21 protein-coding genes are annotated in these 23,006 nt (G+C 39.0%); 11 read left to right on the forward strand and 10 right to left on the reverse strand.

The window, feature by feature from the left end; genetic code table 11:
* Window positions 1-123 precede the first annotated feature (123 nt).
* A complete protein-coding gene (locus tag ACXACJ_RS11225; RefSeq protein ID WP_475134459.1) occupies window positions 124-675 on the forward strand; it encodes a hypothetical protein in 552 nt (183 codons plus the stop codon).
* Window positions 676-761: 86 nt separating this feature from the next.
* The gene (locus tag ACXACJ_RS11230; RefSeq protein ID WP_475134460.1) at window positions 762-3,194 is read left to right on the forward strand and encodes a ligase-associated DNA damage response DEXH box helicase; all 2,433 of its coding nucleotides are present in this window, start codon (window positions 762-764) and stop codon (window positions 3,192-3,194) included.
* Between the two features lie 7 nt (window positions 3,195-3,201).
* Here the strand turns inward: ACXACJ_RS11230 and ACXACJ_RS11235 are convergent, their stop codons facing one another.
* Window positions 3,202-3,636 carry a DUF2147 domain-containing protein gene (locus ACXACJ_RS11235; RefSeq protein WP_475134461.1) on the reverse strand — a complete coding sequence of 145 codons (435 nt, stop codon included), beginning with the start codon at window positions 3,634-3,636 and terminating at the stop codon, window positions 3,202-3,204.
* Window positions 3,637-3,806: 170 nt separating this feature from the next.
* Entirely contained in the window at window positions 3,807-5,669 is a 1,863-nt protein-coding gene (locus ACXACJ_RS11240) for a vWA domain-containing protein (protein ID WP_475134462.1), read from the reverse strand.
* Window positions 5,670-5,765: 96 nt separating this feature from the next.
* On the opposite strand from ACXACJ_RS11240, the gene ACXACJ_RS11245 reads away from it, so the two are divergent.
* The 3 genes from ACXACJ_RS11245 to ACXACJ_RS11255 all read left to right on the forward strand — a co-directional run bounded on the left by ACXACJ_RS11245 (window position 5,766) and on the right by ACXACJ_RS11255 (window position 7,724).
* A complete protein-coding gene (locus tag ACXACJ_RS11245; RefSeq protein WP_475134463.1) occupies window positions 5,766-6,350 on the forward strand; it encodes an RNA polymerase sigma factor in 585 nt (194 codons plus the stop codon).
* Window positions 6,334-6,615 carry a hypothetical protein gene (locus ACXACJ_RS11250; RefSeq protein WP_475134464.1) on the forward strand — a complete coding sequence of 94 codons (282 nt, stop codon included), beginning with the start codon at window positions 6,334-6,336 and terminating at the stop codon, window positions 6,613-6,615. The genes ACXACJ_RS11245 and ACXACJ_RS11250 overlap by 17 nt, the downstream gene beginning before the upstream one ends.
* A gap of 179 nt (window positions 6,616-6,794) precedes the next feature.
* Window positions 6,795-7,724 (forward strand): energy transducer TonB, encoded by a 930-nt coding sequence (locus ACXACJ_RS11255; protein WP_475134465.1) that lies wholly within the window; start codon window positions 6,795-6,797, stop codon window positions 7,722-7,724.
* A 64-nt stretch (window positions 7,725-7,788) separates the two neighbouring features.
* Here the strand turns inward: ACXACJ_RS11255 and nqrE are convergent, their stop codons facing one another.
* The 7 genes from nqrE to cmk form a co-directional block, all read right to left on the reverse strand.
* On the reverse strand, window positions 7,789-8,400 hold the full coding sequence (nqrE, locus tag ACXACJ_RS11260; protein WP_475134466.1) for an NADH:ubiquinone reductase (Na(+)-transporting) subunit E: 612 nt from the start codon (window positions 8,398-8,400) through the stop codon (window positions 7,789-7,791).
* A gap of 12 nt (window positions 8,401-8,412) precedes the next feature.
* Window positions 8,413-9,072 carry an NADH:ubiquinone reductase (Na(+)-transporting) subunit D gene (locus tag ACXACJ_RS11265; protein WP_475134467.1) on the reverse strand — a complete coding sequence of 220 codons (660 nt, stop codon included), beginning with the start codon at window positions 9,070-9,072 and terminating at the stop codon, window positions 8,413-8,415.
* Between the two features lie 11 nt (window positions 9,073-9,083).
* Window positions 9,084-9,851, reverse strand: a complete 768-nt coding sequence (nqrC, locus tag ACXACJ_RS11270; protein ID WP_475134468.1) for an NADH:ubiquinone reductase (Na(+)-transporting) subunit C — start codon at window positions 9,849-9,851, stop codon at window positions 9,084-9,086.
* Window positions 9,838-11,022 (reverse strand): NADH:ubiquinone reductase (Na(+)-transporting) subunit B, encoded by a 1,185-nt coding sequence (locus tag ACXACJ_RS11275; protein WP_475134469.1) that lies wholly within the window; start codon window positions 11,020-11,022, stop codon window positions 9,838-9,840. Before ACXACJ_RS11275 ends, nqrC begins: the two co-directional genes overlap by 14 nt.
* 2 nt (window positions 11,023-11,024) lie before the next feature.
* Complete coding sequence (locus ACXACJ_RS11280) at window positions 11,025-12,392, reverse strand: Na(+)-translocating NADH-quinone reductase subunit A (RefSeq protein ID WP_475134470.1); 1,368 nt, start codon at window positions 12,390-12,392, stop codon at window positions 11,025-11,027.
* 142 nt (window positions 12,393-12,534) lie between these two features.
* Window positions 12,535-13,428 carry a 4-hydroxy-3-methylbut-2-enyl diphosphate reductase gene (locus ACXACJ_RS11285; protein WP_475134471.1) on the reverse strand — a complete coding sequence of 298 codons (894 nt, stop codon included), beginning with the start codon at window positions 13,426-13,428 and terminating at the stop codon, window positions 12,535-12,537.
* A 12-nt stretch (window positions 13,429-13,440) separates the two neighbouring features.
* Window positions 13,441-14,121, reverse strand: a complete 681-nt coding sequence (cmk, locus tag ACXACJ_RS11290) for a (d)CMP kinase (protein WP_475134472.1) — start codon at window positions 14,119-14,121, stop codon at window positions 13,441-13,443.
* Between the two features lie 134 nt (window positions 14,122-14,255).
* Between cmk and ACXACJ_RS11295 the strand changes: the two genes are divergently transcribed.
* The 6 genes from ACXACJ_RS11295 (at window position 14,256) to ACXACJ_RS11320 (ending at window position 21,859) form a co-directional block, all read left to right on the forward strand.
* Window positions 14,256-14,666 carry a hypothetical protein gene (locus ACXACJ_RS11295; protein WP_475134473.1) on the forward strand — a complete coding sequence of 137 codons (411 nt, stop codon included), beginning with the start codon at window positions 14,256-14,258 and terminating at the stop codon, window positions 14,664-14,666.
* 127 nt (window positions 14,667-14,793) lie between these two features.
* The gene (ade, locus tag ACXACJ_RS11300; RefSeq protein WP_475134474.1) at window positions 14,794-16,422 is read left to right on the forward strand and encodes an adenine deaminase; all 1,629 of its coding nucleotides are present in this window, start codon (window positions 14,794-14,796) and stop codon (window positions 16,420-16,422) included.
* 76 nt (window positions 16,423-16,498) lie between these two features.
* Window positions 16,499-17,809, forward strand: coding sequence for a tetratricopeptide repeat protein (locus tag ACXACJ_RS11305; RefSeq protein WP_475134475.1), 1,311 nt, complete (start codon window positions 16,499-16,501; stop codon window positions 17,807-17,809).
* A gap of 5 nt (window positions 17,810-17,814) precedes the next feature.
* The gene (locus ACXACJ_RS11310; RefSeq protein ID WP_475134476.1) at window positions 17,815-18,105 is read left to right on the forward strand and encodes a sll1863 family stress response protein; all 291 of its coding nucleotides are present in this window, start codon (window positions 17,815-17,817) and stop codon (window positions 18,103-18,105) included.
* 285 nt (window positions 18,106-18,390) lie between these two features.
* On the forward strand, window positions 18,391-21,477 hold the full coding sequence (locus tag ACXACJ_RS11315) for a PAS domain-containing protein (RefSeq protein WP_475134477.1): 3,087 nt from the start codon (window positions 18,391-18,393) through the stop codon (window positions 21,475-21,477).
* The gene (locus ACXACJ_RS11320) at window positions 21,464-21,859 is read left to right on the forward strand and encodes a response regulator (RefSeq protein ID WP_475134478.1); all 396 of its coding nucleotides are present in this window, start codon (window positions 21,464-21,466) and stop codon (window positions 21,857-21,859) included. The genes ACXACJ_RS11315 and ACXACJ_RS11320 overlap by 14 nt, the downstream gene beginning before the upstream one ends.
* Window positions 21,860-21,921: 62 nt before the next feature.
* On the opposite strand, the gene ACXACJ_RS11325 is transcribed toward ACXACJ_RS11320, so the two are convergent.
* Complete coding sequence (locus ACXACJ_RS11325; protein ID WP_475134479.1) at window positions 21,922-23,001, reverse strand: anhydro-N-acetylmuramic acid kinase; 1,080 nt, start codon at window positions 22,999-23,001, stop codon at window positions 21,922-21,924.
* Window positions 23,002-23,006 lie beyond the last annotated feature (5 nt).

Below are 23,006 nucleotides of genomic sequence, written 5' to 3' on the forward strand. Positions count from 1 at the left end.
TCATTTTTAAAGTTAAAACTTCTTAAAAAGAAGGCTTTCACCCCGAATAAAAGACGGAAAACCAAAAGAGGACGGATAGATCAAATAATTTTATTTAATTCGTGGCCTCAAATAGAGACTTCTATGCGCATTAGAATTATTCTTGCTTCCCTTTTATTGGCCACTTTGGCTTTCAGCTGTAAAAAAGAAACTGCTCCTACAGAACCAAAAACTTATGATTTTACTTTCAGAGTGAAAATCTCTGATAAAATCAACGAGCCTACGGTAATCAGTGGGTTCTATGGCCATTTAATGGAATACAAAGGCGATTTTATGCCTAAAGTAGGTGAAGGCGACAATATTCCAGAAGCGAACAAACCAAAACCAGCCGATAATCAAATTTTACTCTACCCTGTAGAAGATAAGGAAGCGATTGAGAAAGTCGCTTTTCAAGATAAAGGCATCACTTTCTACAATTTAAAAGAATTGCACAAGCTTGGGGTCAAACCTAAATACACCATCATTCCTAACGAAAAGGGTTTCTACCAAATGGATTTGGGAGATCAGGAATACTGCATTCTCATCGAAATCTCTAAAAGTAAAGCCTATTTCAATGGAGGCGTTCAAACCTTAAAAGGAACCGTGAGTACTTTGGAAGAAAAAGAATTGCGAATAGACTACGCTGCAACTTTCTAAACAAGCTCCATTTTCAAACTCCGATAAGTTTTTTTGGTTGAAGCCTTAACCTATTTGCTCAAAATAGATTAGGTTAGTAATCACCCATGAAAACTGATATTGCTCAAGCTCTTCAATGGTTTGCCACTAAAAACTGGCAAGCTTTCGATTTTCAGAAAAGAACTTGGCAAGCCTACCTTTCAGGAAAAAGTGGCCTATTAAATGCGCCAACTGGTAGCGGAAAAACTTACGCTTTATGGCTCGGAGTAGTTTTAGAACAGCTCCACAATCCAGTTCATAAAGCCGGTCTTCAAGTAATTTGGGTAACGCCCTTGCGTGCCTTAGCTAAAGACATTCAGCAAGCCATGCAACAAGTTTGCGATGACTTAGCGCTGGGTTGTGAAGTTGGCTTACGAACCGGAGACACCACTCAAAAAGAAAGAACCCGGCAAAGCAGAAGCATGCCCGCGGCCTTGGTAACTACGCCTGAGAGCATCCATGTTTTGCTTGCACAAAAAGATAGCCCGAAAACTTTCAAGCAGGTGAAAGCCATTATTATTGATGAATGGCACGAACTTTTAGGCAGCAAAAGAGGTGTTCAAATGGAATTGGGGCTTTCAAGAATCAAACACCTTTCTCAACATAAACTGAAAGTTTGGGCCATTTCAGCTACCATCGGAAATTTAGAAGAAGCCGCACAAGTGCTTTTGGGCTCAGAGTTTGAACGGGCAGAAATCATCAGAGCCGAAGTTGAAAAGAAAATTGAGGTAGAATCCATTCTTCCAGAATCTGTTAACTCATTGCCTTGGGCTGGCCATTTGGGGCTGAATATGCTACCTCAGCTCATTCCTATTCTAGAGAAACACAATTCTACTCTGCTTTTTACCAATGTTCGCTCTCAAACGGAAATTTGGTATCAGAAATTGATGGAAAAAGCCCCACAACTTGCTGGTTTGGTAGCGATGCATCATGGTTCGCTGGACAATAATATTCGACTTTGGGTAGAAGAAGCCCTTCACGCAGGCAAATTAAAGTGTGTGGTTTGCACATCAAGTTTAGATCTTGGAGTGGATTTTAGACCTGTTGACACCGTAGTTCAGGCCGGAGGCCCAAAAGGAATTGCTCGTTTTTTTCAAAGAGCTGGCCGAAGTGGTCATCAACCGGGAGCCACCAGCAAAATATACTTCCTTCCTACCCATTCTTTAGAATTAATAGAAGCAGCCGCATTAAAAGAGGCCATTGCCTTAAAACAATTCGAGAGTCGGAATCCTTTGCTAAAATCGTATGACGTTTTAGTGCAATACCTTGTCACCTTAGCTGTAGGGCCGGGTTTTTATGAAGCAGAAATTTTCGAAGAAGTAAAATCCACAAATGCCTATCGCGATTTGAGTATTGAAGAATGGCAATGGTGTTTAGAATTCATCACAACTGGTGGAAGCTCTTTAAGCGCATATGATGAATACGCCAAAGTGGAAATTGAAGCAGACGGAAAGTTTAAAGTAAACAACCGAAGAATTGCTATGCGCCATCGGCTTTCCATGGGCACCATAGTTTCTGACCCCATGATCAAGGTTCGTTATGCCACTGGAGGTTACATTGGAACGGTTGAAGAAAGCTTTATTTCTCGCATTAATCCCGGAGACACGTTTTGGTTTGCTGGTAGAAACCTAGAGTTGGTCAGAATTAAAGAAATGACAGCTCAAGTGAAAAAGAGCAATCGAAAAACGGGAGCCATTCCTCGCTGGGGAGGTGGACGAGCTTCTTTTTCTTCATTACTTTCCGAAGAAATAAGGAAGAAGTTAGAAGAAGCCGCACAAGGAGTTTTTGAAGGCCCAGAAATGGAAAAGCTAAAACCTCTTTTAGAAAAACAACTAAAGGCTTCCCTTCTACCTACAGAAAAGGAATTGCTCATTGAGCAAATCAAGACCAATGAAGGCACTCACATTTATGTCTATCCTTTCGAAGGCAAATACATTCACGAAGTATTAGCTGCGCTTGTAGCTTATCGAATTAGTGTTAGCCAACCCATCACCTTTTCCATAGCTTCAAATGATTACGGTTTCGAACTGCTTACTGATCAAGATGTTGAGGTTGAAGACTTTTTGGAGTTAGATGCTTTCTCGGAAGAGAATCTGCTGGAAGATGTTTATGCGAGCATTAACAGCACTGAAATGGCGCTTCGCAAATTTAGAGATATCGCCTCAATTGCGGGTTTGATTTTTCAAGGTTACCCTGGAAAAGGAATTACTAACAGACACTTGCAAGCCTCTTCGAGTATGATATTTCAGGTTTTTAAAGATTATGACCCTGAAAACCTTTTATTGAAGCAAGCTAACGAAGAAGTGCTAACTCTTCAATTTGAGAAATCAAGGTTGAACACAGCTTTAGCACGCATCAACCAACAAAGCATAGTGGTTCGAAAACCTCAAAAACCTACTCCTTTTTGTTTTCCTATTATGGTAGATAGGCTTCGCGAAAGATTTACTACAGAAAAATTAGCCGATAGAATTGAGCGAATGCAAGTGCAATTTGATGATTAATCCGAAATCACTTCACTTTACTCCAAGTGGTGCTTTTGCCTATAAAAGTGAAACCATAGTAACCGCGAACTTCCAATTGGCTCTCATGCATACGAAGAATACAGCTGTAGAATTTGCCGTTTTGCGGGTTATAAATCTTGCCGTCAATCCATTCTCCATCTTCAAAGTGAAAGCCCTCGAAAAGGTCAATACCAACTAATGGACGCCTTCTAAGTCCTTCATTCGAATTGTTTTTATCTACGCGAGGTTTTCCATTTTTGTCATTGGGATACTCAAGCCAAGTTACCTTGCCACAATATTCATTGTCGCACTTATAAATCTCAACTCTGGCAGTTTTATCTTCAATCCACCATTCGCCTAAAATATCATCGGCTCCAACCGAAACAAAGTAAGAACTCCACGAAAGAGGTAAGGCAAATAGTAATGAAATAAAAGTTTTCATTTGGGTAATCTAATGGTTCTAAAGTGGCTAAAAGCCTGATTTGAAAACGAATACGCAAAAGAAACACTTACGTTTTAAAAAAACACCAAAAATTTAAACGTTCGTTCAAATTCGAGTAATCTATTCAGAAAACAGGGAGCCATTTTACATTAGCATGGCTCCCTTCCAACTCAAAACAACTCCACCATTTCTACCAGTTTGATAAACTCAGCTCGATAGCCATTTTCATCAATGCCTTTAGCTCCTTTAGCCAAAAGAATAATATCGTCATAGCTCAATCCATTCGAATAATCAGAATCACGAAGCAACATTCCAAAGCCAGCCACAGCAGCAGACCATCGATAGTTTTCTGAAGTATTTTTCAGCTCAACGGATTGATTTTTAACCACATGCTCAATTAACTGGCTTTTCTCCCCTTCTGGTTGCTTATAGCGAAGTTTAACCGTCATTAAATCTGTGGTGTTGCCGCTGGTAGGTTTAACTTCCGTTTCTTGATACTTAAGATCATCCAAAGCTTTAAATCGACTATTCACTCCCACTGGAATTATTTCGTACAAGGCCGTTACGCTATGACCAGAACCTAATTCTCCTGCATCCTTCTTGTCATTATTAAAGTCTTCATCATTCAACCTTCTGTTTTCATAACCAATCAAGCGATAAGACTGAACGGTAGCTGGGTTAAATTCAACTTGAAGTTTTACGTCTTTAGCAATGGTAAAAAGTGTTCCTCCAAACTCATTCACCAACACTTTTTTGGCCTCAAGAATATTATCGATATAAGCATGGTTTCCATTGCCTTTATCAGCAAGCGTTTCCATTTTGGAATCTTTATAATTCCCCATTCCAAAACCCAAAACGGTAAGAAAAACGCCTTCCTTTCTTTTCTCTTCAATCAAGTCTTCCATGGCTCTATTACTTGAAGCGCCCACATTAAAGTCGCCATCAGTGGCTAAAATTACGCGGTTGTTTCCGCCTTCAATAAAATTCTCCTTGGCAATACGATAAGCCAATTCTATTCCGGCACCTCCGGCAGTAGATCCACCTGCCTGAAGTTTTTCTAAAGCTTTAATGATTTTACTCTTCTGCGCACCCGAGGTAGAAGGCAATGCTTCGCCCACAGCTCCTGCATAAACTACAATCGCCACATGATCTTCTTCCCTCAATTCATTCACCAAAAGCTTGAAAGATTTCACCAACAGCGGAAGTTTATTCTGGTCGTTCATAGAACCAGAAACATCAATTAGAAAAACCAGATTAGATGCTGGTAAATCTTCGGTTTCAATTTTTATGCCCTGTAATCCGATATGTACAAGCTTGTGATCCTTATTCCAAGGCGCTGCTGATACCTCATGATGAACTGCAAAAGGTGTAGTTCCAGAAGGGCCTTCATAATCGTAATCAAAATAATTGATCAATTCTTCGATTTTAACGGCATCTTTCGGAGGTTTTTGACCTTGATTGATGAACCTGCGCATATTACTGTACGAAGCGGCATCCACATCGATGGAAAAAGTGGAAAACGGATTCTTCCACGGGGATAAAAATCCACTTTCATTGATCTCGTCATACTCTTCATTGTCTTGTGGTGGAGATGGATAAACCATAAATGAATTCGAATGCGGACGCGCCATAGGCAAAGACTTTCCTTTATCAGACTGTATAGCCACTCCTGCAACTTTCCCCTTGAGTTTACTAGAATAACCGGTCACGACCACTTCCTCCAAAGAAACCACATCTGGGTTCAACCTTATATTGATAACTGTCTGTTTTCTTATTTCCACCTCTTGAGTGACATACCCAATATATCGGTATATAAGCCGTCCTCCATTATCAGGTATTGTGATGCTGTATTTTCCCTCATTATCGGTAACAGTCCCTTCCGTTGTTCCCTTAAGTATAACCGACACACCTGGTAAGGGAAGACCATCGTCAGCGCCATATACCACACCGGTAATTTCTTTTTCAATATTTTTTTGAGATTGGTTATGGAATGTGCTTATCATTAGCATCATTACTATCAGTATATTCTTCATGGCTGAAAAAGTTTAGTTTTAAATCCTTTTCTCATGAGATGCGCGGAATTCGAACATTCCATAAATGCCAAGAAGATTTTTTGATTTTAGCTGAAATTGTTTCGTAAAACTACTTCTCATATCGACCAAAAATCAGATTCAGACTTGATTGCTCTGTATCGAAAAACCACTGACTCAAAAGTCATTGGTTTGCTATATAAGCGATATATGAGCTTGGTTTACGGAGTTAGCTTGAAGTATCTGCAAGAAAGGGATTTGGCAAAAGACATGACCATGCAGGTTTTCGAAAAACTGATGGAAAGCTTAAAATCCAATGACATTTCCAACTTTAAAAGTTGGATTTATGTACTCACCAAAAACGAATGTTTGATGTATTTGCGGAAGCAAAAACGAAATGAAGAGAAATTGAATGGTGAAACATTTATGGAATTTCATTTAGCTCCGCATCATGATTATGAAGAACAAAAGCTTGAGGACGACCTCACTAAGATGAACCACTGCGTTGAGCAATTGAATGAAGAACAACAGTTATGCATCAAGCTGTTTTACTTAGAAAAAAACAGCTATCAACAGGTAGAATCAACAACTGGCTTCGACTTAAAAAAGGTTAAAAGCTACATTCAAAACGGACGTAGAAATCTAAAAATTTGTATAGAAAGACTTCGTGAGCAAGAAGCATAACCATATTGAAAAATTAACGCCAGAGCTTCTTAAGGCTTACAAAAATGGTGAACTGACTTCAGCGGAAGAGCATGAAGTTGAACGCCTTTTGTTAGATGATCCGTTTTATGAAGATGCTCTTGAAGGCATGGAATCCTTGGCTTCGTATGAATATGAAGAAGATCTTCAAACATTAGAAAAGCGATTAGATGCTCGCTTAGCTGGGGAAGAAAAAGAAAAGCCATTTTCTGGAAATTCAATTGGAGAGTTGCCGCTAGCATCTTAATCATCTTCAGCTTAACATTCGTTTTTATTTGGTTTCAGGATAATACTGATAAAATAGACTCTCAAGAAACGGCTCAAAAAGAACAGGTGACGTCTCAAAAAGACTCGATTTCATTAATTGAGCCTAAACCGTTGAGCACTCTTCAACTAGCAAATACTGAAAAAGAAAAACCCGCTAATATGTCCTTATCTCAGCCGCAAAGCAATTTATCAACCTTGGCGGATGTGGAATTAGCTGAAATTGTTTTCGAAGCAGATGAGGAGGAAAAAACAGAAATTGCTAAAGTTGAACCTCAAACGATAAACCTAGAAGGTGAAATTGGAAAAGTTATAGAAACTCAAATTGCGGAGATTAAAGTCAAAAAACTCGAAGAATCAATAAGTCAAACTCTTCAAGGAAAAGTGGCGGGCATTCAAATCGAAAACAGGAGAAGCAGATCCGCATTTATGGACACGACAACCGCTGCAAATCGATTAACAGCTATGGCTTCTCCAAGCAAGAAAACTGACAATGCATTGGCTAAAAACATTATCATTCAAGTTGTGGATGCAGAAGATGAACTACCGCTACCTGCTGTAACCATTATAAGGAAGGGAACCTCAGAAGGCACTCCTACTGACATGAATGGCTATGCCCAGATATTGGTTAAAGAACCTGTGACTTTGATTGCCAAATACCTCGGTTACGTTACTCAGGAATTTGAAATACACCCTTCTTTAGATTCCCTCAACATCAAGCTTCAACCTGATCTTACGGAACTAAGTGAAGTTGTTGTGACTGCATACGATCCAGGGATGTCAGTTACTGATGACACATATTCAGCGGCCCTTCCTGAAGGCGGGATGAAGGCTTTCAAAGCTTATATTGAAGATAGTTTGCAGTATCCAGAAGCAGCTAAAACAGCCAACATAAAAGGAACAGTTGTGGTGAAATTCACTATAAATCCAAACGGTACACTTAGCTACTTCGAAATCAGAAAAAGTGTTGGCTTTGGCTGCGATGAAGAGGCCATTCGATTGATAAAAGAAGGACCAAGTTGGAAGGCTGCGAAACGCAGGAACACATTCATTTCTTCCCCAAAAAGAGTTCGTATTAAATTCAAACCTTAACCATAAGGCACAAAAAAAGCACTCTCTTTCGAAAGTGCTTTTATATCTAAAGGTAACTTCTCTCTTAGATAGAAATACCCATAAAACTCATAAATGCAATACCCATCAAACCGGTAATGAACATGGTGATACCCAAACCTTTCAATCCGTCAGGAACGTTTGAGTATTTCAATTTCTCTCTGATCGCAGCCAAAGCTACAATTGCCAAGAAGAAACCGATACCAGAACCAAATCCGAATACAGTAGCTTCACCAATAGTATAGTCTCTTTGTGCCATGAAAAGGGAAGAACCCAAAATAGCACAGTTTACCGCAATAAGTGGAAGGAAAATACCAAGTGAACCATAAAGTGATGGAGAATATTTCTCGATAGTCATCTCTACCAACTGCACCATTGCAGCAATAATAGCGATGAACATGATAAATCTAAGGAAAGATAAATCTACAGTAGCGAAGCCAGCTCCTAACCATGAAAGAGCTCCCTCTTTCAATACAAACTGGTCGAGTAACCAGTTCATTGGCACAGTCATACCCAATACGAATACTACTGCCAAACCAAGACCAAACGCTGTAGATACCTTTTTAGATACCGCAAGGAAAGAACACATACCCAAGAAGTAGGCAAAAATCATGTTCTCAATAAAAATTGATTTTATTCCTAAGTTAATTAAATCCATGATTGTGTCTTTTTAGTGTTCTACGTAACCAGTTTTGGTTCTTTGAATCCAGATGATACAACCCAATACGATGAAAGCTCCTACAGGCGAAACCATCAAGCCGTTTGTGGCAATATCAAAGTTCATAGCTTCGAATACAGGATATCCAAATACTTTACCTGAACCCCAAATTTCTCTGAAGAAGGCCACAGTAAGAATGATCCAAGAATATCCTAATCCACTTCCTAAACCATCTAGCATTGAATCGTAAGGCTTGTTACCCAAAGCAAAAGCTTCAAGACGTCCCATTACAATACAGTTTGTGATGATAAGACCGATGAAAACAGATAACTCTTTGTACATGTCGTAAGCATAAGCTTTCAAAACCTCGTTTACCAAGGTTACCAAAGTTGCTACAACAGCTAACTGAACAATAATTCTAACCCTAGAAGGAATTGTATTTCTCATCAAAGAAATGATAAGGTTAGACAACATCAATACTAAGGTTACCGAAATGGCCATTACCAAAGTAGGCTTCATTTGGGTGGTTACCGCCAAGGCAGAACAAATACCCAAAACCTGAATGGTGATTGGGTTATCATCAACAAGCGGATCGCTTACTAGTTTTTTTCTTCTTTTCGAAAAAACTGGTTCTTTCTTTACAACTGGTTTTTCTAAAGTTTCAGTACTCATGCTCTTTCCTTTTACTGGTTGTTCATTGTCATAGCATCTGAGCTCTTCACATGCTTGTCGAAGTAGTTCTGATAGTAACCGAAATAGTTGTACAACATTGAATTAACCCCTTTACCAGTTAGGGTTGCTCCTGCCATACCGTCTACTTTATTAGGCCCCAATTTAGATTCAGGATTACCCTCACCTTTAATCATGGTAACCGAAACCAATTCACCGTTATCGAAAATTGATTTACCTTGATATCTCTGCTGAATTTCATCGGAAGTAATTCTAGCTCCCAAACCTGGAGTTTCTCCTCTGTGGGCTAGCGTTATACCTTCAATAGTTTCTACATCAGATGCAAGGGCTACATATCCCCAAATAGCATCCCAAAGACCAGCTCCAAAAGTAGGAATGATGTAAGCTGTTTCGCTATTACTATTGTATTTGAAAACAGGGTACATTCTTTCTTCTGGTGACTTTTTGTAGTTTTTCTCGATGTTCACATTCTCAGCTACAATTGGTTCGCCCTTTTCGTTGGTAGAAACCAAGTTGCCTTGATAATCTGCTACAACAGAAGTAATCACTTCTGAATATCTCGATAGAACTTCTTCAGCACTCATTTCGGCAAGCTTTGCTTTTTCAGCAGGAATAGCTCCCAAAATCTGCTTTTTAGTATCCAAGTCTTGCGCCTTCTTTTGAGCTGGGCCCAAGCCTTGAGAAACTCCTGATAACAATAAGGCAAGTACTACAGTAAGCCCTACTGAATATAATATGATGTAAGTATTAGACTGTCGCACGTGCTAACCTCCTTTTCTTGTTTGCTTGAACTACATAGTAATCGATTAGCGGAGCGAAAACGTTCATAAACAGAACCGCCAACATAATTCCTTCAGGATAAGCTGGGTTCACTACTCTAATCAAAACGGTAAGCATACCTATTAATAAACCGTAAATCCATTTACCAACTTCAGTATGAGAAGCCGAAACCGGATCGGTAGCCATAAATACAGCTCCAAAAGCCAAACCTCCCATTACCAAGTGATAATGTGCTGGTAAATCCATAAACGCGTTGTAACCTACTGCATTGAAAATAGAGCCCATTATGAAAGCTCCACCAAATACGCTAACAATAATCTTCCAGCTTCCTACACCAGTTGCAATTAAAATAAGTGCACCGATCAAGGCCATAATGGTAGAAGTTTCTCCAATTGAACCAGGGATATAACCCATCATCATATTGTTGAAACTGAAGAAATCACCAAAAGCAGAAACTACATCGCCAGTTCCTGAAATAGAAGTATCATAAGCTACTGCCAAAGCTGTAGCACCGGTGTATCCGTCTACTGGAGTTTGGCCTGCAAGTTGAGTCCAAACGTTACCAGAAATTTGAGAAGGGTAAGCAAAGTATAAGAATGCTCTGGCTGTCATGGCAACGTTCAAAACGTTCATACCAGTACCACCAAAAATTTCTTTACCAATAAGAACTCCGAAAACTGTAGCCAAAGCAACTTGCCATAATGGAATAGTTGGAGGAACAATCAAAGGAATCAACATACCCGTTACCAAGAAACCTTCGTTGATTGGGTGTTTTCTAACAATCGCAAAAATAGCTTCTACAATACCACCAGCGGCATAAGAAACCAAAAGGATTGGCAACACATAACGAAGACCAAATAGGAAGTTATCACCCGACCAGAAAGAAGTTGCTTCTCCAACTGCCACGTGATGCTGATATCCTACATTAAATATTCCGAAAACAAGACAAGGAACCATGGCAATTACCACAGTCATCATCATTCTCTTCAAATCAATCGCATCTCTTACCTGCACACCCTTATTTTTGGCTGTAGTTGCAGGAGAGAACATAAACGTTTCACCAGCTTCAAAAAGGTAGTAGAACTTCTCTAGCTTACCACCCTTTTCGAACATAGGTTTTTGTTTTTCTAATAGCTTGTGTAAAAACTTCATCCTTATCCGTTTTGCATCAATTCAATACCTTGCCTTACAATATGCTGCACATCATGCTTCGACACGTCCACATATTCACAAAGCGCTAAATCTTCTTCAACCACTTCGTAAATACCCAATGCTTCCATATTGTCAAAATCCTCGGCTAGGATAGACTTCAATAAGTATGTTGGATAAATATCCATTGGGGTTACTTTCTCGAAAGTACCGGTTTGAACAAATGCTCTGTCTTCACCATTGGTGTTGGTGTCCAGTACATATTCTTTGTTCTTACCATTCATGAAAGAGAACAATCCCCATGCTCTGTGGAAACTCAAAACATCTTTCTTAGGCATAATCCAACCCAAGAAATCTGCATGATCTCCTTCAGGAATTACAGAAAGAGAAGTCGCATAGAAACCTAAGTAACCATCTTTCGAAATCTTCTCTCCCGTCAACACGTTTCCAGAAATGAAACGCACGTGATCTTGCTTCAAGTTATTCTCTACAAGTCTGTTGATGGCTGTTCCTGTGTATACTTTATAGTATTGAGGGGCTTTGATTTCTGAACCACAAACCGCAACTAAGCGAGAAGCGTCATATTTACCCTCTAAGAAAAGCTTTCCGATTTGAACAACAGCGTGAGGCGCTACAGTCCAAACAACATCACCTTTATTTACAGGATCTAAGTGGTGAATTTGAACACCTACGTTACCTGCTGGGTGAGGCCCAGAAAACTTGTTGTTTTCAACGTTATCGATATTGGTAAAAACGGTAGAAACCTCGGCATTTAAGTCGTGGTTCAAGTGAATTTTACCTTCGGTGAATTTTTTCAGGATGCTTACACCTACTTTAAAGGCTTCTTCTTGCCCCTGAAGAGTGAAAGCAAGGTTCGCAGCTAGAGGGTGAGTATCGAAAGTAGAAATATGAATCGCCTTAGGGCTATCATTTTCGTTGGCAACAACACCGTACGGTCGTTGGATAATGTTTGGCCAAACACCACCTTTAAGCATTTGAGACTGTGCTTCTTCCCTGCTGAGGCCATTGATATCGGACAAGCTGTACGATTGAAAGTTTTCAAACTCGATCTGCTTGTCTGCCAAAATCTTGACTTCTAGAATCTTTCTTTTGGCTCCTCTTTTTACTTCGACAATTTCGCCACTGACTGGGGAACAAAACATCACATTCTCCTGCATTTTGTCGTACAAAATGGGAGTTCCTGCTTTAACGTTAGCGCCTTCTGCCACTAATAGTTTAGGGCGTTTCATGCCGACAAAGTCAGACGGCTTAATAGCGTACGTTTCAGCTTGGATGGATTCAGCGATCTTCTTTTCTGCCTTACCTGCCAGATTGATGTCAAAGCCTTTTTTAAGCTTTACAATTTTAGACATACTCTTTTAGTTGCGAATCAATAAGGTTGATCAAAAATTGAGAGCAAAATTAATATTTTCACACTCAATGAAAAGCCAATTTTCCGCTTTTCGAGGCGCAATTTAGTCCAAAAAAAATGGTAAGGAAAATATTAGTATAGAATTATGCGACTGGTATTTTTTCGAATGATTTTCCGATGTAGTCTGCCACTTGTTCCATAAGCCACATAGGGGTCGAAGTTGCTCCACAAATACCTACTTTATCTTCTGGATTGAACCATGAAAGTTCTACTTCTTCCTCACTTTCAACAAAATAGCTTCTGTCATTTTCTTGCTTGCAAACACTGTATAAAGCCCTGCCGTTTGAGCTTTTCTTTCCACTAACAAAAATAATTACATCTTGTTCAGCGGAAAATTTTTGAAGCTGAGGTTCTCTATTCGACACTTGGCGGCAAATGCTATCGTTAGCACTGAAGTCAATTTCTTGAAAATCGCCTTTTGCCTCCCTAATTCTGTCTTCAATCATCTGTCTGATTCTGTAAAAACCAGAAGTACTTTTGGTGGTTTGGCTATATAGAGTAACGGGCCTTGTAAAATCGATTTTATCCAAATCTTCATCATTCATTATGATGATGGCTTCGTTATTGGTTTGCCCGGTTAGGCCTATAACTTCAGCATGGCCCATTTTGCCATAAATCACAATCTGACCGTCAACTTCTTTCATGCGGTCATAAGCCATTTTTACTCTATTCTGAAGTTTTAAAACCACTGGACAGGATGCATCCACCAATTCGATGTTGTTCTTCATGGCCAATTGATAAGTTTCTGGCGGTTCGCCATGCGCTCTTATCAAAACCTTAGCATCGTGAATATCTTTCAGGTCTTCCCTATCGATGATTTTCAGTCCTTTGGCATTGAGCCGCTGAACTTCCATACCATTGTGAACGATATCGCCCAAACAGTAAAGATTGCCATCTTCCATTTCGTCTTCAGCCATTTGAATAGCGAATTCAACACCGAAGCAATAGCCAGAATTTTTATCGATAGTGATTTCCATATTAGCAGCTTTCTAGCCGTTTATTTTTTCTAGCGCCAAATTTAGCACCTTATTTACTTGATCTTCAAACTCCATATCAGAAGTATCTATTACAATAGCATCAGGCATTTGAATTAACGGCCCTTCTTCTCTGGTAGAATCTATCAAATCTCGTTCCTTAAAGTTACGAATGATTTCCTCTAGCGAAGCTTCTTCTCCCTTTTCTTCCAATTCTTGTTTTCTACGCTGAGCCCGGGCTTCATCACTTGCCTTCATGAAAATTTTAAGCTCCGCATCAGGAAAAACCACGGAAGCAATATCGCGGCCATCCAAAACCACTCCCCTATCTTTTCCCATTTCCTTCTGAAGAGCCACCATAGCCACTCTCACTGCCTTTACTGCAGCTACATCACTCACCTTTTCAGAAACGTACATTTTTCTGATTTCAGTTTCAACGTTCTCTCCATTTAACATCGACTCGCTTTTCTCTGTTTCAGGATTAAAGTGAAAATCAATTTCAACACCTTCGAGAGCAGCTTCTACAGCCAACTGATCTGTCAAATCAATATTGTTTTGCAACATATGTAAGGTTACAGATCGGTACATAGCGCCTGTGTCTATAAATTTATACTGAAGCCTTTTTGCTACTTCTTTAGCTGTGCTACTTTTTCCACAACCTGAAAAGCCATCAATGGCTATGTTGATCTTATTCATTCAGAAAAATTTGTGCAAAGGTACACATCCCCTGAAATTGGACATGATTAGGCAAAAAAATCTTACAATTTGCTTTTTCCATTTACAACCCCAAAGCGGCTATTGGGTGTCTAAGTTTTTAAATTTTATAAATCATGAAAAAGCTTTTTGTTCTCCTTAGCCTCTTTGCATTAACGCTTTCTTGTAATGAAGATATAGACTTAACTTCTTTTGAAGATGGTACTTATTCCGGTGTGTTTTTTCGCTCAACTCCGTACACAAAAACTCTTCCGGTAGATATTGTGATAACCATTGATAACAACACTTTTGAAGGCACAAGTAATTCTGGAAGTTTTGCTCCTTCAATTTGCAGAGGCACTTTTGAGATTCAGGGAGACGAAATTGAATTTTTTAATCAATGTGCTTTTACGGCAAATTTTGATTGGACCTACATATTAGGCGGCAAATACAAACTTTCGGCCGATTCAGAGGGAATACGAATCACAAAAGATTATGGAAACGGCACTATGGACAACTACATTTTAAAGCGTAATCCAGAAAAGTAAACATAAGCCTTAGTCTCAATTCAATCCTTTTTCACCTTAATCTCTATTCTTATTTCAGTTTAATTTCAATCATTTTCTCTTCTCTTTTGTTCTATAAACACGAACTTCACAGCTCTAAATAGAACAAATGCAAGTATCAGGTAATATTGTAGACGTACGAAAAAAGAGGATTTTCAAAGGCATTCTTCACATTGAAGGCAAAAGGATTTCTAAAATTGAACTTTCGGAAAACGTTCCCGACCAATATATTATTCCAGGTTTTATAGATGCGCACGTTCATGTGGAAAGCTCAATGTTGGTTCCTTCGGAATTTGCTCGCTTAGCTGTAGTCCATGGAACAGTTTCTACGGTTTCCGATCCGCATGAAATCGGAAATGTTCTTGGCGTTTCAGGTGTGGAATACATGATTGAAAACGGAAAACAGGTGAATTTCAAATTCAACTTTGGAGCTCCATCCTGTGTACCTGCTACCACTTTTGAAACTGCCGGAGCTGAAATCACTCCAGAAGAAATTCGCTATTTATTGCAGAAGGATGAAATAAAGTATTTGGCTGAAATGATGAATTGGCCAGGGGTACTTTTTAATGATCCTGTGGTTTATGAAAAATTAAAAATCGCTCAAGAATTAGGCAAACCTATAGATGGACATGCGCCTGGTTTAAGGGGTGAAAAGGCCGAAAACTATATCAAAGCTGGCATTTCAACAGATCATGAGTGTTTCACGAAAGAAGAAGCACTTGATAAACTAAAGCACGGAATGAAAATCGCTATACGCGAAGGCAGTGCCGCCAAAAATTTCGAGGCTTTAATTGATCTACTCCACGATCATTCACACATGATCATGTTCTGCTCAGACGACAAACATCCTGACAACCTGGTTGAAGGACATATTAATCAATTGGTAAAGAGAGCTTTAAATAAAGGTCACGAGCTGTTTTCTGTACTTCAGGCTGCGTGCATTAACCCTATCGACCATTATAAATTGGATGTGGGTTCTTTGGGAGAAGGAGATTTTGCGGACTTTGCTATAATCGACAACCTTCAGAATTTTGGAGTTTTAGCAACCTACATCAATGGAGAAAAAGTAGCAGAAAACGGTAAAACCTTAATTCCCAAAGTAGAAAATCAAATCATCAACAATTTCAACTGTGAGAAAATCACAGAAGATAAAATTAAACTGCGAGCCGAAACAGGTAAAGTCAACGTAATTGAAGCCTTAGATGGTCAATTGATTACCAACTGCCTTACTTTGGCTGCTTTAAAAGACGAAGACGGAAATGCGGTTTCCGACACAGAAAAGGACATTTTGAAATTGGTGGTTGTAAATCGCTATAAATCAGCTAAACCAGCCATAGCATTTATAAAGAATTTCGGAATAAAAGAAGGCGCTATCGCTTCAAGTGTGGGCCACGATTCACACAATATCATTGCGGTTGGTGCCGATGATGCTTCCATCACCAAAGCCATTAATTTAATCATCGAGGCTAAAGGAGGTGTTAGCGCAGTTTCAAATTCTTCGGAACAATTGGTTGCCCTTCCCGTAGGAGGAATAATGTCTCCAAAAGATGGCTACCAAGTTGCTGAAGAATATGCCCAGATTGATGCGCTATCCAAACAAATGGGAAGCAAACTCGCTTCTCCGTTTATGAGTTTGTCATTTATGGCATTATTAGTGATACCATCATTAAAACTAAGTGATTTAGGTTTGTTTGACGGAGAGAAATTTGAATTTAAACCACTTTTTATTGAGGATTAAATCGTTAACAATTTGATAATCGCACGTGGATGTCGTAATTTCTTTATCCGCTATATTCGTTTTTAAGATTTAAGCTATGATCAACAGAACAATAACATTCGTTTTCCTCTTGTTTTTAGGCTTTGCATCCTTTGCACAGGATCTTAATCTGCCTGAAGATCAAGAACTATCGGCCGAAGCTAAAAGAAGGTTCGCGCTTTCCGTAGACAATATGTCTATTGGAAAATACAGAGAAGCAGCCGATGCCCTGGCTTGGTTAATGACAAACACGCCAAAACTTTATGAAGGCATGTATGTGAATGCTTACAAAGCCTATGAAGAATTGGCCGATAAAGAATCGGATCCAACAAAACAGAAGGTCTTGATCGATTCTATGTTCACTTCATACAACTTGAAAGATGAGCTTTACGGCCTTTCTGATTTAGAAATTAACAACAAAGCTTACAAGTATTATAAGTTCTATAAAGACAATTCCGACAAATATGAGGATGCTATCAAAGCATTTCAAAGAGCATACGAGAAGCCAGAAGAGCTAATTAACAACAACTTGGTTGGTTATATGGATATTGTGAGACGAAGTTTTGATAAAAATCACAATTTCACAGAAGAACAAGTACTGGATATCTACACCAAAATTAATGAGATTATCGATCAAAGAATTGCTACTGGTGAAGATGTTAAAAGGTTAGAAGGCTATAAAGATGTGCTTAGCAGAATGCTCACCAGCACCATTACTGTAGACTGTGCCTTTATTGAAGAGAAGTTATATCCTGGATTAAAAGAAAATCCAAATGATGTAAATCTAGCGAAGAAGATTTTCCAACTTTCTTTAAACGCCAAGTGTTCAGATTCTGAATTCTTTATGGCCGCTATTGAAACTGTTCACAAATCTGAACCTACTTCTGGTTTAGCCGCGATTTTAGGGAGAAGATTTCTGGCTGATAAACAATATGAGCAAGCTGAAAAGTATTTCAAAGAAGCCATTTCCTTAGAAACTGACAAAGCCAAAAAAGCTGAAGTAACCTTTTCTTTGGCCAAAGCTTACGGTTTGAACGGTAAAAAGTCTCAGGCGAGAGATGAAGCCTTAAAAGCAGCTGATATCGATAACTCAGTTGCCTCAGACGCTTATTCTTTCATTGGCAACCTTTATATGGGAAGCTTCGATGACTGTAAAAAAGGAGTAAACCAAGTAGATGACAGAGCCATTTTCTTTGCCGCATACGATATGTTTATTAAAGCGAAAGATGGTGATGGACAAGCAAGGGCAAAAGCGCAGTTCCCAACCGTTGGACAAGTGTTTGAGCAAAACAAAGAAGAAGGCCAATCTATAAAAGTAGGTTGCTGGATTAATACAAGTACAACCATCAGAACTAGACCTTCGAACTAATGGGAATGAAAGAAGAAGCGGAAGATCTATTGAAAGATATCCGCATAAAAATCGATGAACTTATTGTTCAAGCCAAGCATGCTTCGGAAGACGTTAGAGAAGAAATGGAAGACACCATTGAAAATCTAAAGAAACAGCGCGATAAGCTCGAAAATAAAATGGAAGAATTCCGCGCTAAAAACGAACCGAAAATTGAAGAAGCCAAGCATCATTTGAGAACTGCTTTGGATGAACTGGGTAAGGCTTTCGAAAAAATGTTCCGAAAAGGATCAGGCGCAGAAGAAATGAAAGATTAAAATCTATAAATTCTTAGAAAAAGCTAGGTTAATTATTTTTGACCTAGCTTTTTTTTTGTTCAAATTAAATTACTCTAAACGAGCCAATTATATAATATCCTAAGTTTTTTAAGCATTCCGTTCTTCACATATCTCCATTTTTATAAAGAAAAAATTCAGCTAAAGTGTATTTTGCAAGAGCGCAAGCCGTCAAACGTAGAGCGCAAACACTTTGTAAAAGAAAAAAGGTAAGCACTTTTCATTTATTTTTAAGCTTCTAATACTGCAGCTGACCAAAACTAGGAGATGAACTATCTAAAACGCGAACTCTACTCACTGGTAAAAACCGAGGAGAGAATTTTCGACTTTATACAAGACTTTGCACTTGATGGCATGTGGTATTGGGATTTAGAAAATCCCGAAAACAAATGGATGAACCCAAAATTCTGGGTTACGCTTGGCTATGATCCCGAAGCCATGCCCCATACTACTTCGTGTTTAAAAAAAATTATTCATCCTGACGATTTAGAGAAAATCGAAAGTCTTTGCCGTAACCACTCAAATTCTACGGAATGCACTTTTGATGAAATTCTCAGATACACTCACAAGAATGGCGGACTTGTTTGGGTGCATTGCAAAGGCATGGCCATTCTTAACCATGAGGGCAAACCCATAAGAATCTTGGGAGCCCACATTAATGTAACAGGCCAAAAAGCTTATGAACTTGAACTCAAAAGACAAATCGACAAATACGATAATGTAATAGAGGGTTTGAATGTTGGCACGTGGGAATGGGACATAGTAAACGACAAACTAAGCTTTAACGAAAGATGGTCGCGAATTCTAGGCTATGAAACCCCAGAATTAATCATTACTGAAAGTGAAGATTGGAAGAAAATTATTTTACCTGAAGACCGTGAAAAAAGCCAACATAAATTAAGGGAATACTTAAAAGGCGAAACTCCCATTTTTGATTGTGTCTGCAGAATGTTCCATAAAGATGGGCGCATTCTTTGGGTTTCGCACAAAGGTCGCATCACAAGTCGGCTTGCTGATGGAACCCCAACTTGGATGACAGGCTCCACTCAAGACATTACCGAAAGAAAAGAAGCTGAAAATGCTCTCCTAGAAAGCTACCATCGTAATCGCTTATTTGTTGAGCAAGCCCCCTCGGCCATCGCCATGTTCGATATGGGCATGAATTATTTAGCCGCTTCACAAAAATGGCTCGAAGACTATAATCTAGAAGGGCAAGACATTATAGGAAAGTCCCACTACGAGGTATTCCCTGAGATTTCTGAAGAATGGAAAAGCTTCCATCAAAAGTGTTTAAATGGTGAATCATTTAAAAGGACTGAAGACAAATTTGAAAGAGCAGACGGAACCGTTCAATGGTTAACTTGGGATATTCGCCCTTGGCATATTGAAGGTGACAAAATTGGCGGCATTATTATGTATACTGCCGATATTACCACCATAAAAGAGCGTGAGCATTTACTCACCAAATACCAGAATCTGCTAGAAAAAACTAACGAAGCCGCTCGAATAGGCACTTGGGAAGTAGATGTAATCAATCAAAAGATTTTCTGGAGCAAAGTTACACGATCCATACATGAGGCGGATGATGACTTTGTTCCTGACTTTCAAAGTACAAGTGTTTTTTATCAAAGAGAAGAATCAATAAATAAGGTTAAGGAAGGTTTTTTGAAGTGCATAAACCATCACGAACCTTATGATATAGAATTTCAAATTACCACTTTAAAAAACAACGAAAAGTGGATTCGCTGTATCGGCATTCCAAATATTGAAGACGGTAAAACCACCAAAGTTTATGGCCTTTTTGAAGATGTAAGCGAACGCAACAAAGCGATTAGAGAACTTGCTTTTCAAGAAGAACAGTTCCGCCAAACTTTCGAGTTTGCGGCTAATGGAATGGCCTTAGTAGGCTTAAGTGGCCAATGGCTCGAGGTAAACAAAAGTCTTTGCGAAATGCTAGGGTACACAAAACCTGAATTTCTTGCCACAACTTTTCAAGATATAACCTACCCAGACGACCTTGAAGCTGACCTCACTCTTTTACAAGAGTTGATTGCAGGCGAAAGGGAAAGCTATCAAATGGAAAAAAGGTACTTTCATAAAAACGGACATTTGGTTTGGGGACTCTTATCAGTTTCTATGGTGAAGAAAGACAATGGCGAACCCAGCCATTTCGTGTCCCAAATCAATAATATCACCCTTAGAAAACAGACCAAAGTTCAGCTAAAAGATACGATCAATAGGCTTCAAGGTATTCAAGATGCGAGTACGCAAGTAAGCATTATTGAAACCGATCTTGATGGCAATATTCTATCATTTAACAAAGGGGCAGAAAATCTACTCGGATATCAAGCCGAAGAAGTAGTCAATAAGGCTACTCCGGAAATAATTCACCTGGACCAAGAACTGGAAACCAGAAGTCAAGAGCTAACCATAGAGCTCAATCAGCCCATTGGCAAATTGGACTCCCTACTCGCTTATGCAAAACAGGGAAGATTCGAAACGAGAGAATGGACTTATGTTAGAAAAGATGGTTCTACTTTTCCTGTTTTATTGAATGTTACCTCCATTCGAAATCAAGAAAACGAGATTGTTGGCTTTTTAGGAATTGGAGCAGATGTTAGTTCACTCAAAAAGGCTGAAAGAGAAATCAAGTCCCTGCTTGATGTTACCAAAGAACAAAACGAAAGGCTACTGAACTTTGCCCACATCGTTTCGCATAACTTGAGATCGCATTCAGGAAACCTATCTATGCTTACCGATTTGATGAGTATGGAAACCCCTGAAATCAAAGAAAATGAATTCTTTCCACTGCTGATTGAAGCCTCGGAGAACCTTAGAGAAACCATTGGCCACCTAAATGAAGTTGTGGCCATGAACAGTAAAACCAAAGAAAATTTACTGAAACTCAACCTGAAAGATTATATAGAAAAAACGGTTTCTGGCATTCATGCCACCATAATCGAAACCCATACCACCATTGAAAACGATGTAGACGGAGACATTACGGTTGATGCCATTCCTGCCTACTTAGAAAGTATATTATTAAACCTTTTTACCAACGCTATCAAATACAAATCGCCAGAGAGAGCTCCATATATCACGATCAATGCCTTCCAAGAAAAGAACTTTGTTCGCATTGAAGTAACTGATAATGGACTGGGAATCGACATGAAGTTACATGGTGCAAAAATATTTGGTATGTACAAAACATTCCACGGTAATGAAGATGCTCGAGGAGTTGGGCTTTTCATTACCCGAAACCAGATTGAATCTATGGGGGGAAAAGTAGAAGTAGAGAGCGAAGTGAACAAGGGAACCACCTTTAAAATTCATCTAACTAATGAAGAAGATTGATGTTGCGTGTATAATAGATGACGATCCAATTTTTATTTTTGGCGCAAAAAGAATGATGAAACTGGCCAATTTCTGCAACAGTTTCATGGTATTTCATAATGGAAAAAAAGCCTTAGAAAGTTTGAAGTTGATGATGTCTTCGGGTGAAAATTTACCCGGCATTATTCTACTTGATTTGAACATGCCAGTAATGGACGGATGGCAATTTTTGGATGAGTTCACCAAAATACCGGCTTCAGAAACTGTTCGCCTATTTATCATTACTTCATCCATTGATATTGAGGACATCAAAAGAGCACAAGCTTACGAAGTGGTTAGCAATTACATTGTAAAGCCCATAACCATTGAAAAGCTTAACGAAATTCTAGAAAACATTGAGTAAAAGCAGCGTCTCAAGGCCGATTCATCCAAAAATCAGCCTTGGGAAACGCTAAATTATTTTTGCTATTTAGGGTAATAGATTACTCCACCAGAATTATCCGTAGAAGCACCTGTTACTGAACTCAAGCAATTCACTTCTCTTCTTTCGCGAAGCACTCCCATAAACCCAAAAATGAGTGCTTCTTTGAAATCAATAACTTGGATTTCAGGAACTACAACCTCCACTCTATCTTTTAAATAGGATTGAATTGTTTCTATTAGAAAAGTATTTTTTGCTCCTCCTCCAGTGGCCAGTAATTTTGAGCCATTCTTTGTATAGGGTATAATGTGCTCAGCAATCTGATAAGCGATATGGTGAATAGCTGTATGAAGCATATCCTTGAGCTCTCCGTTATAACGATTTACTTTTGGAATAACATTCTCAGAAAACCATTCGTAGCCCAACGACTTAGGAAATGACTTCTCGTAAAAACTCAACCCGTTGAGTTCCGCTAATAAATTCGGATTTAAGGATCCTGATGAAGCCATTTGTCCTCGATCATCAAAATCCAAATCAGTACCTTTTAGCAACTCACTGAGCAGCATATTTACTGGCGAGATATCAAAAGCCACTCTCCTATTATCATGCTGAAAGGACACATTGGAAATCCCTCCTAGGTTCAAACAGAAATCATATCCGGAGAACAAATACTGATCTCCTATGGGCACCAAAGGAGCTCCTTGTCCGCCCAAAGCCACATCTAGAGACCTGAAATCACAGATCACTTTCTGACCGGATTCACAAGCAAGCTCATGCCCTGACCCAATCTGAAAAGTCAATTGCTTATCTGTTTGATGAAACACAGTATGCCCATGGCTGGCTATAAAATCAACTTCTAGATTATTTTCATTTATAAAAGCATTGGCCTGCTTTCCACACCATTTACCAAAGTCATTGTGCAATAGCATTAAATCAATTCCAGAAGCAGAAATACTTTCTTTCAGTCTCTTTTTAAACTCAGGTTGATAAGCAACGGCCTGGGTCTGAAGCAAATTGAAATTCCAATTTCCATCTGCAAACCAATATTCTGCATAAGCCAAATCCAGACCATCTAATGACGTTCCAGACATTAACCCTAACACTTTATATTTTTTAGATTCCATATTTA

Source organism: Roseivirga sp. AWQ4_251 (assembly GCF_056158225.1).